This is a genomic window from Cellulomonas aerilata (assembly GCF_007991755.1).
Classification (GTDB): Bacteria; Actinomycetota; Actinomycetes; order Actinomycetales; family Cellulomonadaceae; genus Pengzhenrongella; species Pengzhenrongella aerilata.
In genome coordinates this window covers 1-13,319 of the sequence record NZ_BJYY01000023.1, presented here as the reverse complement: position 1 = coordinate 13,319, position 13,319 = coordinate 1, and the positions used below count along the sequence as shown (strand labels likewise).

At 76.3% G+C, this 13,319-nt stretch carries 11 protein-coding genes; 4 read left to right on the top strand and 7 right to left on the bottom strand.

The genetic code is table 11. The features are described 5' to 3' along the window. Positions 1-102 precede the first annotated feature (102 nt). On the bottom strand, positions 103-1,836 hold the full coding sequence (locus tag CAE01nite_RS17660; RefSeq protein ID WP_186816650.1) for a glycosyltransferase family 39 protein: 1,734 nt from the start codon (positions 1,834-1,836) through the stop codon (positions 103-105). A 113-nt stretch (positions 1,837-1,949) separates the two neighbouring features. Here CAE01nite_RS17660 and CAE01nite_RS17655 point away from each other — a divergent pair, with 113 nt between their 5' ends. Genes CAE01nite_RS17655 through CAE01nite_RS17645 form a run of 3 tightly spaced genes read left to right on the top strand, consistent with a single transcriptional unit; the run spans position 1,950 to position 6,264 of the window. Continuing rightward, the gene (locus CAE01nite_RS17655) at positions 1,950-3,053 is read left to right on the top strand and encodes an NAD-dependent epimerase/dehydratase family protein (protein WP_186816649.1); all 1,104 of its coding nucleotides are present in this window, start codon (positions 1,950-1,952) and stop codon (positions 3,051-3,053) included. Continuing rightward, positions 3,050-5,086 carry a glycosyltransferase family 4 protein gene (locus CAE01nite_RS17650; protein WP_146906861.1) on the top strand — a complete coding sequence of 679 codons (2,037 nt, stop codon included), beginning with the start codon at positions 3,050-3,052 and terminating at the stop codon, positions 5,084-5,086. Before CAE01nite_RS17655 ends, CAE01nite_RS17650 begins: the two co-directional genes overlap by 4 nt. Further along, a complete protein-coding gene (locus tag CAE01nite_RS17645; protein ID WP_146906860.1) occupies positions 5,083-6,264 on the top strand; it encodes a polysaccharide pyruvyl transferase family protein in 1,182 nt (393 codons plus the stop codon). The genes CAE01nite_RS17650 and CAE01nite_RS17645 overlap by 4 nt, the downstream gene beginning before the upstream one ends. Positions 6,265-6,332: 68 nt before the next feature. Here the strand turns inward: CAE01nite_RS17645 and rfbB are convergent, their stop codons facing one another. From rfbB to CAE01nite_RS17615, 6 genes are all read right to left on the bottom strand, one after another. Further along, on the bottom strand, positions 6,333-7,328 hold the full coding sequence (gene rfbB / locus CAE01nite_RS17640; protein WP_146906859.1) for a dTDP-glucose 4,6-dehydratase: 996 nt from the start codon (positions 7,326-7,328) through the stop codon (positions 6,333-6,335). 83 nt (positions 7,329-7,411) lie between these two features. Beyond that, positions 7,412-8,467, bottom strand: a complete 1,056-nt coding sequence (locus CAE01nite_RS17635; protein WP_281285619.1) for a glycosyltransferase family 2 protein — start codon at positions 8,465-8,467, stop codon at positions 7,412-7,414. Between the two features lie 26 nt (positions 8,468-8,493). Next, positions 8,494-9,588, bottom strand: coding sequence for a glycosyltransferase family 4 protein (locus CAE01nite_RS17630; RefSeq protein WP_222595982.1), 1,095 nt, complete (start codon positions 9,586-9,588; stop codon positions 8,494-8,496). Positions 9,589-9,596: 8 nt separating this feature from the next. Continuing rightward, on the bottom strand, positions 9,597-11,267 hold the full coding sequence (locus CAE01nite_RS17625) for a DUF2142 domain-containing protein (protein ID WP_146906857.1): 1,671 nt from the start codon (positions 11,265-11,267) through the stop codon (positions 9,597-9,599). After that, positions 11,264-11,746: a DUF2304 domain-containing protein gene (locus CAE01nite_RS17620; RefSeq protein WP_146906856.1), complete on the bottom strand. Its 483-nt coding sequence runs from the start codon at positions 11,744-11,746 to the stop codon at positions 11,264-11,266. The genes CAE01nite_RS17625 and CAE01nite_RS17620 overlap by 4 nt, the downstream gene beginning before the upstream one ends. Beyond that, positions 11,743-12,486, bottom strand: coding sequence for a glycosyltransferase family 2 protein (locus CAE01nite_RS17615; RefSeq protein WP_146906855.1), 744 nt, complete (start codon positions 12,484-12,486; stop codon positions 11,743-11,745). The genes CAE01nite_RS17620 and CAE01nite_RS17615 overlap by 4 nt, the downstream gene beginning before the upstream one ends. 98 nt (positions 12,487-12,584) lie before the next feature. Here CAE01nite_RS17615 and CAE01nite_RS17610 point away from each other — a divergent pair, with 98 nt between their 5' ends. Continuing rightward, complete coding sequence (locus CAE01nite_RS17610) at positions 12,585-13,085, top strand: GtrA family protein (protein WP_146906854.1); 501 nt, start codon at positions 12,585-12,587, stop codon at positions 13,083-13,085. Positions 13,086-13,319: the final 234 nt, after the last annotated feature.

The window sequence follows — 13,319 nt, the reverse complement described above, 5'->3', positions numbered from 1 at the left end:
CACCGTCCGCCGCACCGGGACCGGCCGCGCCGCCGCGACCGGCCGCACCGCCCCGACCGGCCGCACCGCCCCGACCGGCCACCAGCCTCGCGCCCACCCGGCTCAGCACCCGCCGCCCGCCCTCTCCCACACGGTCACGGTCCGCCCGTCGGGCGTCGCCACCCGGTCGACGGCCCGGAAGCCGACGCGGGCCGCGGCCGCCTCGAGCTCCCCCGTGTCGGGGACCGGGGCGAACTCGTTGACCGTCCCGGGCGAGGTCAGCAGGTGGCAGCTGGCCGCCGCGGAGCCGCTGGTCAGCCAGGCCTCGTAGGCCGGGAGGTCCTCGCCGAGCGTGACGGGGTCGATCTGGACCACGGCGACGCCCACCCCGGTGCGCTCGAGCACCTCCAGCTGCAGCGTGTTCACGTTGACGAAGTAGCCGCGGAATCCGAGGGCGACGTCCGGCCGGGCGGTGGAGCCGTCGAGCACGTGCGTGGTCAGCCGGTCCACCGAGCGCGCCCACTCCACAGCCATGGCGGGGTGGTCCCGCAGCACGCCCCGACCGGTCGTCACGTACGCGGGGTGCAGGTTCTCGCCCTCGGTGACGATCAGCGCGGGGGTGCCGGGCACCGAGACGTACCGCGGCTCGGCGAGCACCGACCCGCGGTGGAACGACGGGACGGCGAGCACCACGCAGACGGTCACGAGGAGCGCGAGACCCACGGGACGCGCGGCGCCGACGCGGCCGCGCAGCAGCCGGTCCCAGCCGGCGGCGGCGATCACCGCGGCCGGACCCAGCAGCGGCAGCGCGAACGCCGAGCCGGCGTTCCGCGACGACATCAGCGCGGCGCAGCCCCCGGCGACCACGAGGGCCGGCGCAGCCAGCGGGTGCCGGGCCACGCGCCGCAGGTCGTCGCGCGAGTGCCGGGCGCGCAGCGCGCGGAGGGCCGGCCATGCGGCCGCCGCGCACCCGGCCAGCCCGAGCACGAAGTGGGGGACGAACGTCTCCTTGGCGACCATCCCGAGCAGCGCCAGGGGCGGGGACGCGGCGCCGAGGCTGTACGCGGCGCTCTGCGCGCCGTACCCGTAGCTCGTCAGGTAGCCGAGCACCAGCTCGCGACTGGGGACCAGCCAGGTCGCCGCCACGCCCGCCGCGGCGAGGCACGCGAGCAGGAGCGCGAGCGCCTGGCGCCGGCGGTCGCCCGGGGTCGCGAGCGCCTGCACGACGGCGACCACGAGGAGCACGGGCACGAAGGCGAGGGTCATCGTCCGGGTGAGCGGCAGCAGCCCGACCGCGACCCCGAACGCGAGCGACCACGGGGTGCTGGTGAGCCCGCGGGACCGGGCCAGCGCCAGGAGCGCCGCGAGCACGAGCGCCGTGGCGGGGACCGCGAAGCTCACGTTGCGGGAGTAGGCGAGGAAGCCGGGCGTCGTCGCGAGCAGCACGAGGGCGAGCCCCACGACGGCGCGGCGCCGCAGCCGGGCCGCGAGCAGCGCCAGCAGCACGAGCGTGAGCGCCCCGGACGCCAGCACGACCGCCATCCCGGCCCGTTCGGGGCCCCACCCGAGGAGCACGACGAGCGACGTCACGGCGGGGGTCAGCGGCGCGTGCATGCTCGGGCCGAGGACGGCGTCCAGCCAGCCGGTCGGGCCACCGAGCTCCCAGCCGCGGGCGTAGGTCAGTGCGATCCCGAGGTACCCGGCCTCGTCGATGTTCAGCGGTCGCCCGGCCCGGTGCGTCGCCAGCCACCAGGCGTTCGCGGCGGTCCAGCCGGTGATCCCCAGCAGGGTGACCAGCGGGATCACCACGGCGGGCAGCGGAGCTCGGGCGCGCTCGCGAGCCTGGGGGGACGTCATGCGGGACTCTCTCGGACGGGTCGTCTCGGGGAGTCGTTCAGCCCGGCAGGGCATCCGGGGCCCGACTCGGGCGGCTGGTAGCGTAACGCGCGATTTGTCGAGGGAGGACCAGCGTGCGTTCAGGATCTACGGGCGGGGTCGTGCAGGCGCTCCGTCCCGGGCAGCCGGTCGACCGCCTGCCGCATCCGCGCGGGGAGAGCTCCGCCCGGATCGGCCGCGGGTCGAGGGCCGTCGTCCTGGGCGGTACCGGCTTCGTGGGCAGCGCGGTCGCGCGCCGCCTGCTGGCCGACGGGTTCGACGTGACGGTCGCCGCCCGGCGCGCCCCGCGGGACCCGGGCCGGCTGGCCGGCGCGCGCGTGCTCACGCTCGACGCGAGCGACCCCACCGTCCACGACGAGCTCCTCGAGGGTGCGTCCGCGGTCGTGTACGCGGTCGGCTGCCTGTTCCCGCAGGAGTCGAACGCGAGCCCGCTGGCCGACATCCAGGACTCCCTCACCCCGCTCATCCACCTGCTCGAGGCGCTGCGCCGGCGGCCCTCGGTCTCGCTGGTCTTCCTCTCCTCGGGCGGCACCGTCTACGGCAACCCCCGGACGCTGCCCGTCACGGAGGACCACCCCACCGACCCCACCACGTCCTACGGCATCCTCAAGCTCGCGGCCGAGAAGTACATCGGCATGTACCGGGAGCTGTACGGCATCGACGCCCGGGTGCTGCGCGTCGCCAACGCCTACGGGCCGTTGCAGCCCGTCGGGCGCGGCCAGGGCGTCGTCGGCGTCTTCCTCGAGCAGCTCCTCCAGGGCGCGCCCGTGACGGTGTTCGGCGCCGGCCGCAGCGTGCGCGACTACGTCCACGTCGACGACGTGGCGCGCGCCGTCAGCGTGTCCCTCACCGCGGCCGGCCCCGCGACGCTCAACGTGGGCACGGGCGTCGGGACGTCCCTCCTGCAGATCGTCCAGCTGCTCGAGCAGATCACGGGTCGGGGGATCACCGTCCGGCACGAGCCCGCGCGCGGGTTCGACGTCGAGTCGATCGTCCTCGACGTGTCGGCGTACCGGGCGCTCGCCGGCCACGATCCCGTCGGGCTGCACGCGGGCCTCGCGGCGACGTACGCGTCCGCGGTCGAGGTGGCCGACCTGCGGCGGCGCGGCGTCCCGGCCGCGGTGCCCGGCGGCGCGCCGGCCGACGCGTCGGTCGCCGCGGCAGGTCGGAGCCGGTGACGGCCCAGCCGCCCGGGTCGCGACCGGCTGCGCTCGACCGAGCCCTCCAGCGCACCCGCGCGCACGTCGCCCGCGCGCGCCGCGCCGTCGTGAGCGCCGGCCCGGGCCGGCTCGCCGGGGTGGTCACCGACGTCCGGGTGGACGCCGACCGCATCACCGTGCGCGGGTGGGCGGCGCTGCCGTCGCAGGGCATCGCGGCGGTGTGGCTGACGGTCGACGGCGTGCCGCTGGCGCTCGCCGACCGGGGCCGGACGACGCCGACCGACGCCGGTGGCCGGCCCCTGACGGGACGGTCCCCGCACGCCGGCTGGGTCGCGAGCATCGAGCGCTCGCGTCTGCAGCCCGGCTACCACCGGGTGGGTGCGCTCGCGCTGCTCGGCTACGGGCTGGTCGAGCAGCTGGTGCCGCTCGACGTCGACCTGCCCTCCGCCGACCCGCCGGGCGCCCTCGACCTGCCCGCCGAGGGCGAGCAGGTCAGCGGCATGCTCGCGGTCCGCGGCTGGTTCCTCACGTCGCGCGGGTACGACCGCGTCGAGGTGACGACCGACGACGGGCCGCCCCGGCCCGCCCAGCTGCTGCACCATCCGCGGCCCGACATCGCCGCGGTGGTCGACGACGCGGACGCCCCCCTCTCCGGCTGGGAGGTGCTCGTCCCGCTCGGCCAGACCGCGCGCGAGGTCCGCGTCGTCGCGGAGGCCGTCGGCCCGCACGGGCGGATCCTGCTCGGCAAGCGCACCGTCCGCTCGGTGCCCGTGGACGTGACCGTCCACGACCCGGGGCGCGCGGCGGTCCTCGCCGCTCGGACCGACCTCCTCGCGCGCGGGCACCGACCCGACGAGCAGGGGCTCAACCTGCTCGTCCTGACCCACCACCTGGGTCTGGGCGGCGGACAGCTCTACCTCCAGGAGCTGCTGCGGCGGCTGCTCGAGCGCGAGGGCGTCACCTGCACGGTCATGTCCCTGTCCGACGGGGTCCTGCGCGAGGACCTCGAGGCGATGGGCGCCCGTGTGCACGTGGTGGCGAACCCCGGCTGGACGGGCGTCGGGTACGAGGAGTGGCTGCAGCTGGTCACCGGGATCGCCGTCACCACCGGCGCGAACCGCGTCCTGGCGAACACCGCCGGGTGCTACTGGGGCGTCGACCTGGCCGCGCGGCTGGGCGTCCCCTCGGTGTGGGCGGTGCACGAGAGCTACCCGCCCGAGGTGTACCTGGCGGTCGGCTTCCCCGGTCCGCCGGACGAGTGGGTCCGCCGCCGGTTCCTCGACGCGTTCGAGCAGGCGGGCGCGGTGGTGTTCGAGGCGGACGCCACGCAGCGCCTGTTCGAGCACCTCGTGCGGCCGGGCCGCGCGGTGCGCGTGGACTACGGGATCGACCTCGAGCGCGTCGCCGAGGTCGTCGCCGGGCACCCGCGGGACGCCGTGCGGCGCCGGCTGGGCATCGGTCCGGACGAGGTCCTGCTCATGTGCTTGGGGACCCTCGAGCCCCGCAAGGCCCAGGCGCTGCTCGCCACCGCGTTCGCGCAGGTCAGCCGCACGCACGCCGAGGCGGTGCTCGCGCTGGTCGGCGACCGGGGTGACGTGTTCTCCGCGATCGTCCACCAGCTCGTCGACCGCCTCGGGGTCGGGGACCGGCTCCGGCTGCTCCCCGTGACGCCCGACATCGAGGACTGGTACCTCGCCGCGGACGCGTTCATCCTCGTCTCCTCCGTGGAGTCGCTGCCACGGTCGATGCTCGAGGCCATGGCGTTCGGCACGCCCGTCATCGCCTCCGCGGTCTTCGGGGTGCCGGAGGTGATCCGGGACGGCGTCAACGGGCTGCTGGTCGACAACTCGTCCGTCCCCTCGGTCGCCGCCGTGCTGCGCCGACTGCTCCAGATGCGTCCGGACGAGCGGCAGCGGATCGCGACCGCCGGGCGCCTGACGGTCGAGGCCAACCGGTCCTCGACCCTCTACGCGCACGACTACCGGACGCTGTTCGACGTGGCCGGGTCCGCCGACCCGGTCGACCTCGACCAGGCGCTGGGGCGCGGGTGATCTGGGACCACGCACGGGGCTGGCCGGCAGGCGGTCCTCGCGTCCTGCTGACGGACTGCTGGCTGCAGAACGCCGGGGACGCCGCGATCGCGATCGCGACCCAGCGCATGGTCGAGCAGCTCGCCCCCGGCGCGGTCGTCGTGCACGCCGCGTACGGCAGGGCCGCCGTCGGGCACCACTACCCGGACCTGCGGCTCGCCCCGCCGCTCGACGCCCTGCTCGGCACCCGGTGGGCCGAGCCGGCGGCCGGGGACCGGGAGGCGGGCCGCGCGTTCGTGGCCGACGCGGACCTCGTGATCAGCCAGGGCGGCGGGTTCCTGCGCGAGGGGTACAGCCCGTGGGCGCGCGTGGACTCGCTCGCCCGCGCGGTCGACCTCACGGGGTCGGTCGCCCTGCTGGGCCAGACCGTCGGCGTGTTCCGCACGGCGTTCGGCCGCCGGCTGCTCGGTGCCGGCGTCCTCTCCCGGGCGAGCGTCGTCCTCGTGCGCGACGCGGGCTCCCGCGCGAGCGCCGTCGAGCTCGGCGCCGACCCCGCCCGCGTGCACCTCGGGACCGACTTCTCCCTGGAGCTGGTCGGCGCGGACCTGGGGGCCGGCCCGACCGCACCTCCGGCGGACCCCGGGACGGTCGGCGTCGTGCTCAGCGACCACGTGGTGCCGGGGGAGTCGGCGGACCGCGGCCTGCTGGCCGCCCGGTTCCTCGCCGCCGTGCTCGAGCGCAGCGGGGACCGGCCGGTCACCGCGTGGTCGAGCTCGCAGGGCGTCCCGGGCGACTCCGACGACGACGTCGTCGCCCGCACCGCGGTGGAGCGGCTGCCGGCCCACCAGCGGGACCGGGTCACCGTGCCGGCCGGCCACCTCGACGCCTACGACCTGTACCGCTGGTCTGCCGCGTTCGGGTCCCTGGTGTCCATGCGGTTCCACCCCGCGCTGCTCGCCGCGGCGCAGGGCATCCCGAGCGTCCTGGCGATGTCCGACCCCAAGGTCGCGTTCTTCGACGGCTCGCCCCTGCGCGCGCGCGTGGTCACCGGGCACGACGCGGCGTCCGCCCGGCACGCCGCCGGTCTCGTGCTGCCCACGCCGGGGCGTGCGGACCCGCGGGACCTGCTGGGGCCGGTGGCCGACCGGCTGGCCGTCAACCGTCGCGTCGTCGCCGACCTCCTGGCGGGTCTGGGCTGACGGCCGGCGCCGGGCGCGGCCCCTGCGCCGGTGCGCCCGCCGCCCAGCCCGTGCGCCGCCCGCGCGGCCTAGCGCCCGAGCTCGGCGTACTTCGCCTCCGTGGCGTCCTTCTGCGGGCGCCACCACGCCTCGTTGGCCTGGTACCACTCGATGGTCGCGGCGAGGCCGTCGCGGAAGCTGTCGTACCGCGGCTCCCAGCCCAGCTCGGTGCGGAGCTTGCTCGAGTCGATCGCGTAGCGCATGTCGTGGCCGGGACGGTCGCTGACCAGGTCGTAGGCGTCGCGGGGGCGGCCCGTCAGCTCCAGGATGAGCTCGACGACGTTCTTGTTGTTCTCCTCGCCGTCCGCGCCGATGAGGTACGTCTCGCCGATCCGGCCGCGCTCGATGATGGTCCAGACCGCGGTGTTGTGGTCCTCGACGTGGATCCAGTCCCGCACGTTCTCGCCCTTGCCGTAGAGCTTGGGGCGGATGCCGTCGATCACGTTGGTGATCTGGCGGGGGATGAACTTCTCCACGTGCTGGAACGGCCCGTAGTTGTTGGAGCAGTTCGAGATCGTGGCCTGGACCCCGAACGACCGCACCCACGCGCGGACGAGCAGGTCGCTCGCGGCCTTGGTCGACGAGTACGGGCTGGACGGGTTGTACGGCGTCTCCGGCGTGAACCTCGCCGGGTCGTCGAGCTCGAGGTCGCCGTAGACCTCGTCGGTCGAGATGTGGTGGAAGCGGGTCGAGTGCCGGCGCACCGCCTCGAGCAGCGTGTAGGTGCCGACCACGTTGGTCTGCACGAACGGCCACGGGTTCGTCAGCGAGTTGTCGTTGTGGGACTCCGCGGCGAAGTGGACGACGACGTCGGCCTCCGCGACCAGCGGGTCCACCACCGCCGCGTCCGCGATGTCCCCACGGACGAGGGTGACCCGGTCCGACACCGCCGCGAGGGAGGCCTCGTCGCCCGCGTAGGTCAGCGCGTCGAGGATCGTCACCTGCACGTCGGGGCGCTCGCGGACCGTCTGGTGGACGAAGTTGGAGCCGATGAAGCCGGCTCCGCCGGTGACGAGCAGGTGCACGGGTTCCTCCTGGTCGGTGTGCTGTCCGGGGCGAGCCTACCGGGGTGCCGCTGCACGGCCCGGTCGCGGGCCGGCCGCCCCGGTCACGCCCGGTACCCGCCCGTCGCCGTGGACGGCGGGTCGACGAGCAGCCGCTCCACCTCGCGGCGGGGCACGCGGGCGGCGCGCCCGATCGCCCTGCGGCGGCGCAGCGCGGCGGGGAGCAGGCGGGCGTAGGAGCCGAGCACGCGGCCCCGCAGCAGCACGTGGTCCCACGGCTGGCTCCGCCGGACCGCGATCGACGCCGTCGTCAGCACGTACCGGCCGACGGCGCGCGCGGCGCGGGCCGCCGTGGCGTCCTTGGTGAGCATGAGCAGCCGGTTGCGGCCGTCGTGGAACCGGAACAGCGGGCTGCCCTCGCCGGTGGACGCCGCGTGGACGTGGTGGACGACCGCAGCTGCGCAGTGCTGGACCCGGTGGCCCGCGAGCCGCAGCCGCCAGGAGAGGTCGGAGTCCTCGTAGTAGAGGAAGAAGTCCTCGTCGAAGAGCCCGACGTCGGCCAGTGCCGAGGTCCGCAGGATCGCCGCTGCGCCGCAGAACCCGAAGACGTCCGGCTCGGGGCGGTGCCGCGCGGCGTCCGCCAGCCAGCCCCGGTCGACCCCGTAGCCGTCCGTGCGCAGCACGTTCCCCGTGGAGTTCACGAGCGTCACCGGCCCGCGCGGGTCGCGGACCCACGTGCCGTCGGGGCCGTGCACGAGGTCGGCGGCGGGGTCGTCCGCCGTCGGCGGGCGGAAGCGGTCCGCGAGCAGCACGGTCGCCGTGAGCGCCGCGACGTCGGCCGGTGCCGCGCGCAGCGCCCGGACCAGGGCGGCGACGGCGTCGGGACCGGGCACGGCGTCGTTGTTGAGCAGGATCACGAACGGCGTCGCGACCTCGCGCAGCGCGACGTTGTTGCCCCCGGCGAACCCGCGGTTGACGTCCCCTCGGACCACCCGCACCTGGGGGTACGTCTGCTCGACCAGGTCGGCCGTGCCGTCCGTCGAGGCGTTGTCCACGACGACGACGTCCATCGCGAGGTCGCCGAGCCGCTGGGCCGCCAGCCCCGCGAGGCAGTCCAGGACCAGGTCGGCGGCGTTCCACGTCACCGTCACCACCGTCACGTCGGCGGGGCGTGCCGCCGGCGCGCTCACGCGAGCCCGTAGGCGTCGAGGGTGGCGTCGGCGCACGCCGCCCAGGTGAACGTCGCCGCCCGGGCGCGGCGGGCGGCGCGGTCCGCGGCGGTGTCGCCGGCCGCCAGGACCCGCGCGAGCGCGTCCGCCAGGGCGTCGGGGTCGGTGGGTGGTGCGCCGACGGCGTGCTCCCCGGCGACCTCGCGCAGCGCCGGGATGTCCGCGACCACGACGGGGCGCCCGCACGCCAGCGCCTCGAGCACGGGCAGGCCGAACCCCTCGTCGAGCGAGGGCAGGACCAGGGCGCGCGCACCGGCGACGAGGCGACGGAGGTCGGCGTCGTCGAGCCAGCCCGTCAGGTGCACGCCCGGCACGGCCGCCAGGGCCTGCTCGCGCCCGGCGGGACCGGCGAGCACGAGCCCGGGGGCGTCCGGGACGTCGGCCCGCAGGCCCTCGTAGGCCCGCAGGAGCGTCGGCAGGTTCTTGCGCGGGTCGAGCGACCCCACGAAGACGAGGTAGTCCGCCGGCAGCCCGCGCCCGGCCAGCCAGCTCGCGGCGGGCGGCTGTGCCCGGGACCACTCGGGGTCCACGCCGAGCGGCGTCGCCGTGACCCGGTCGTCCGGGAGGCCGTACTCGGAGGCGACGGCGGCCGCGACCGTGCGGCTCGGCGTCACGACGTGCGCCCCGCGGGCCAGCGCACGGGGCACCAGCTCGCGGTAGAGGAGGCTGGCGGCGCCCACCGTGGCGGTGTGGTGGAGGTAGGTGAGGTCGTGCACGGTGAGGACCTCGGCGGCACGGCGGGTCGGCGGGGACACGAAGTTGGTCCCGTGGAACACGTCCGTGCGCCCCACCAGCGCCTCGATGGGCGGCACTCCGCCCCGTCGCCACAGCTCACGCAGGGCACGCGCCGGCACGCGGGGGCCGACCTGGTGCACGCCGGGCGGCAGGTCGCGCAGGGCGCCGCCGCGCGCGGTCCACGTGGTCGCGCGCACCTCGGCGTCGGCGCCGCGGCGGGCGAGCGCTCCCGGCAGCTCGGCGACGAGGTGGTGGACGTAGCGCCCGATCCCGGTGCGCGGTCCGAGCAGCGGGGTGGCGTCGAGGGTGATCCGCAATGGGGGGCCTATCGGAGCGGCTCGGGCTGGGGCTGGGGCTGTGGCTCGGGCTGCGGCAGCGACCCGGGTCGGGCGTGGTGCTGCGGCTCGGGGGAGTCCTGCGGCGTGCCGGACCTCCGGCTCGTGACCAGCGCCAGCGCCACCAGCGCGACCACGAGCGCCGCGTGCAGGCCCACGGCGGGCAGGTAGCCGAGCGGAGAGGTCCACGTGGGCTGCTCGGTGAGCAGCTCCCGGGTCTCCCCGACGCCGTACCGGCGCATCGCCCAGTAGAAGGCCAGCACGTGCGCCACGCCGAGCAGGGGCAGCAGCACCCCGGCCAGGCGTCGGGCCAGCGTGAGCGCCTCGGTGCGGGCGCCCGTCAGCAGGGCACCGGCGAGCAGGGGCACGCCGACGGCGACGGGGAGCGTGTAGCGCCCCTGCCAGACCAGTCCGGTGTCCTCCACGCTCGGGAGCTGCGCGACCATCGGCCCGACGCACACCCCGACGACGAGCACTCCGAGCGCGAGCCGACCCCGGACCGCCCCGGGGAGGGCGAGCGCGAGCGCACCCGCAGCACCCACGGCGCCGGTCCACAGGTAGACCGTGAGCGGCGGCGACGGGGTGTCGAACCAGCCGAAGTTGCCGATCATCTGCAGGTAGAGCGTCTCGCCGCCCCACAGCATGTCCCGCAGGGCGCGCCCGGTGTCCCGGTACTGCGGCCAGATGTCCTCGCCGTGGAGCAGGGCGCCGTGCCGCACGGTCCAGGCGACGCCAACCGCCGACGCGGCGACCATCACCAGGACCGCGGGCACGGCCCACCTCGAGCCCACGGCCCGCCGCAGCGCCCCCCGGTCCGCCGCCAGGAGGCACAGCGCGAGGACGACCGCCGCCCACAGGGCAGACAGGGCACGGATGTTGACGAGCACCGCCGCGGAGACGGCGACCTGGAGCCAGCGCGAGCCCAACGGCTGCGTGCTCCGCCCCGACAGCAGCGCGAGGCCGGCGGCCCACAGACTGAACGCGGCGGCGATCTCGAGCCCGTTGGGGTTGACGGTCCCGGCGAGGAACAGGGACATCGGGGTCAGCGCGACGGCGGCGCTCCACGCGGCGATCCGCGGTGAGCCACGGCCCCACAGGGCGCGCAGGCCCCACACGATCATGAGGGAGGCGGCCGCCGCGCTCACGAGCCGCATGGCGTGCATGCCGCGGTCGGGCGCGAGCACGAGGCTCGGCAGGCCGACGAGCCAGTAGTACAGCGGGGGGTACTGCCCGGCGGGCGTGGTCGCGTCGACGAGAGGGCCCGCGTCGGTGCGCAGCGGGGCCTGGCAGGCGGCGCTCTCGTCGGGCTGCCGCGCGTAGCAGGTGTCGGACGCCGCGGCGTAGCCCGACGGGATCTGGACGGTGGTGAGCGCGCCGGGGACCGTCCAGTCCACCGGCACGGGCCCGAGGTCGCCGGACAGCTGACCGCGCGCGACGGCCAGCGCCTTGATCGTGTGGGCCGGCTCGTCGGGCGACGCGGACAGGGGGGTGCCCAGCGACCAGGTCGCGGTCAGACCGAACAGCAGCAGCCACGCGAGCACCAGGCCCGCGGCCCGCCCCCACGAACCGGCCCGCCCCCGGGACCCGGCCTGCCCGCGCGTCCCGGCCCGCACCCGCGGCCTGCGCGGCGGGCGGACGGCGCCGGCGGCGGCGGTGCTCACGTCCGAGCCGGTCCGGTGCCGTCCGGGAGGTCGTCGGGCGGGCCGGGAGGCGCCGCGGCCGGGACGAGCCCGCCTGCCGCGGGGAGCGGGTGGGGGTCTGGCTCGGGCGCGCCGGCCGAGGCCTCCTGGCGGGCGACCCGCTCCGTCAGGTGGCGCAGCTCGAGCCGGACCATGGCGACCTCCTCGCAGAGGACGCGGCGGTCCTCCTCGAGGCTGGACAGCTCCGTGCTGAACTGGACGCAGACCGCCAGCAGGACGAACCCGCTGGCGAAGAACAGGAGGTTCGTCGGGACGACGATGCCGACGACGTCCGCCGCCCACTCGAGGATGCGCGGGTTGAGCGCGAGCAGGATGACGCCGACCGCCAGCAGCGCCCACCACAGCGCGTACTTCTCCCGCATCCGCCGCGTGCGCAGCAGGTTGACCATGAGCGCCAGGGTCGCGACGGACAGCAGCAGCGCGAACGTGTAGGCGCTCACGTGAGCCCTCCTCCGAGCGGTGCCGCCTTGGGGCGCAGCAGGGCCATCACGAGCGCGACCATGGCGCGCACGAGGAACACGGCGGCCTTCAGCGGACCGTGCGACGGCTGTCCCGCCGCGCGCGGGCGCATCTCGACGCTCACCTGCCGCACCCGCAGACCCGCGCGCGCCGCGATGACCAGCGACTCGACGGTGTCGCCGAGGTACTCGGCCGGGTAGTTCGTGGCGAACAGCGCGACGGCCCGGGGACCGGCCGCCTTGAAGCCGCTCGTGGTGTCCGTCAGGGGGGTCCGGGTGACCCGGGACAGCAGCACGGACAGCGCGCGCATGGCCCAGCGGCGCGGTCCGTTCGCGGCGTAGTCGCCCCGCCCGGCGAAGCGTGCGCCGATCACCAGGTCCGCCCCGGTCGCGTCCAGGGCTTCCAGGAGCAGGGGGACCTCGCGCGGGTCGTGCTGGCCGTCGGCGTCGAGCTGGACCACGACGTCGAACCCGTAGCGCCGCGCGTAGCGGTAGCCGGCGCGCATCGCCCCGCCGACGCCGAGGTTCATGGGCAGCTCGAGCACGTCCACGCCGGCCGCCCGGGCGACACCGGTCGTGTCGTCCGTCGAGCCGTCGTTCACCACCACGACGGAGGCGCCGAGGTCGGACGCGGCCACCTCGCGCAGGACGCCGGGCAGGGCGTCCTGCTCGTTCCAGGCGGGGATGACGACCAGGACCCGCTGGCGCTGGTCTCGGGGCATGGCGGTTACCCTAACGTGGCACCGGCGGACGGACGGACGACGGAGCGACCGAGCGGGCGTCGTCGAGCGCCGCCGAGAGGTGGAGCGAGGATCGTGCGGTGAGGCCCCGTGACCTGCGCCGCGACGCGTCGACCGCCCCGCCCGGAGCCGCCGCCCTGCCCGTGGCCCCCGCGTCGGGTTCACCCTCCGACCCTGCGCCGCCGGCCGGGCCCGCCGGGCGCGGCGCACCCTGGTGGCGCCACCCCCTGGTGCACTACCTCGTGATCGGCGGTCTGAGCTTCGTCGTCGACATGGGCTCGCTCCTGCTGCTCTCCGGTCCCGCCGGTCTACCCGTGTGGCTCGCCGCGACGGTCGGGTACTGGGCCAGCCTGCTGGTGAACTTCGGGCTCAACCGGCGGTCGATGGCGGGGACCGGTGGGCGGCTGCGGGTGCAGTCCGTCCGGTACGCCGTGCTGCTCGTGGGCAACTTCCTCATGACCCTGCTCGTGCTGCAGGTCGGTGCCGGTCTCGGGCTGCCCACGGCGGCGGCGAAGTGCGTCGCCGTCGTGGTGGCCACGGCGTCGAACTACGTGCTCTACCGGCGGTGGGTCTTCGCCTGAGGCCGGCGGCCGCGGAGCCGGCCGGTCGACGCGACCCGGCGCTCCCGGGTGAGCGGGAGCGCCGGCGGTGACGTCACGGTGCGGTCGTCCCCGCGCCGGCGGTGCTGCCCCGCACAGCCTCGCCCGTGCGCGGCTCGTCGGCCGGCGTGCCGGGCGCGCCCGTGGTGGGGGTGGGGCCGGGTGTGGCGGGCCCGGCGGGCTCCGTGGGTGTGGGCGTCGGGACGGGGGTCGGCG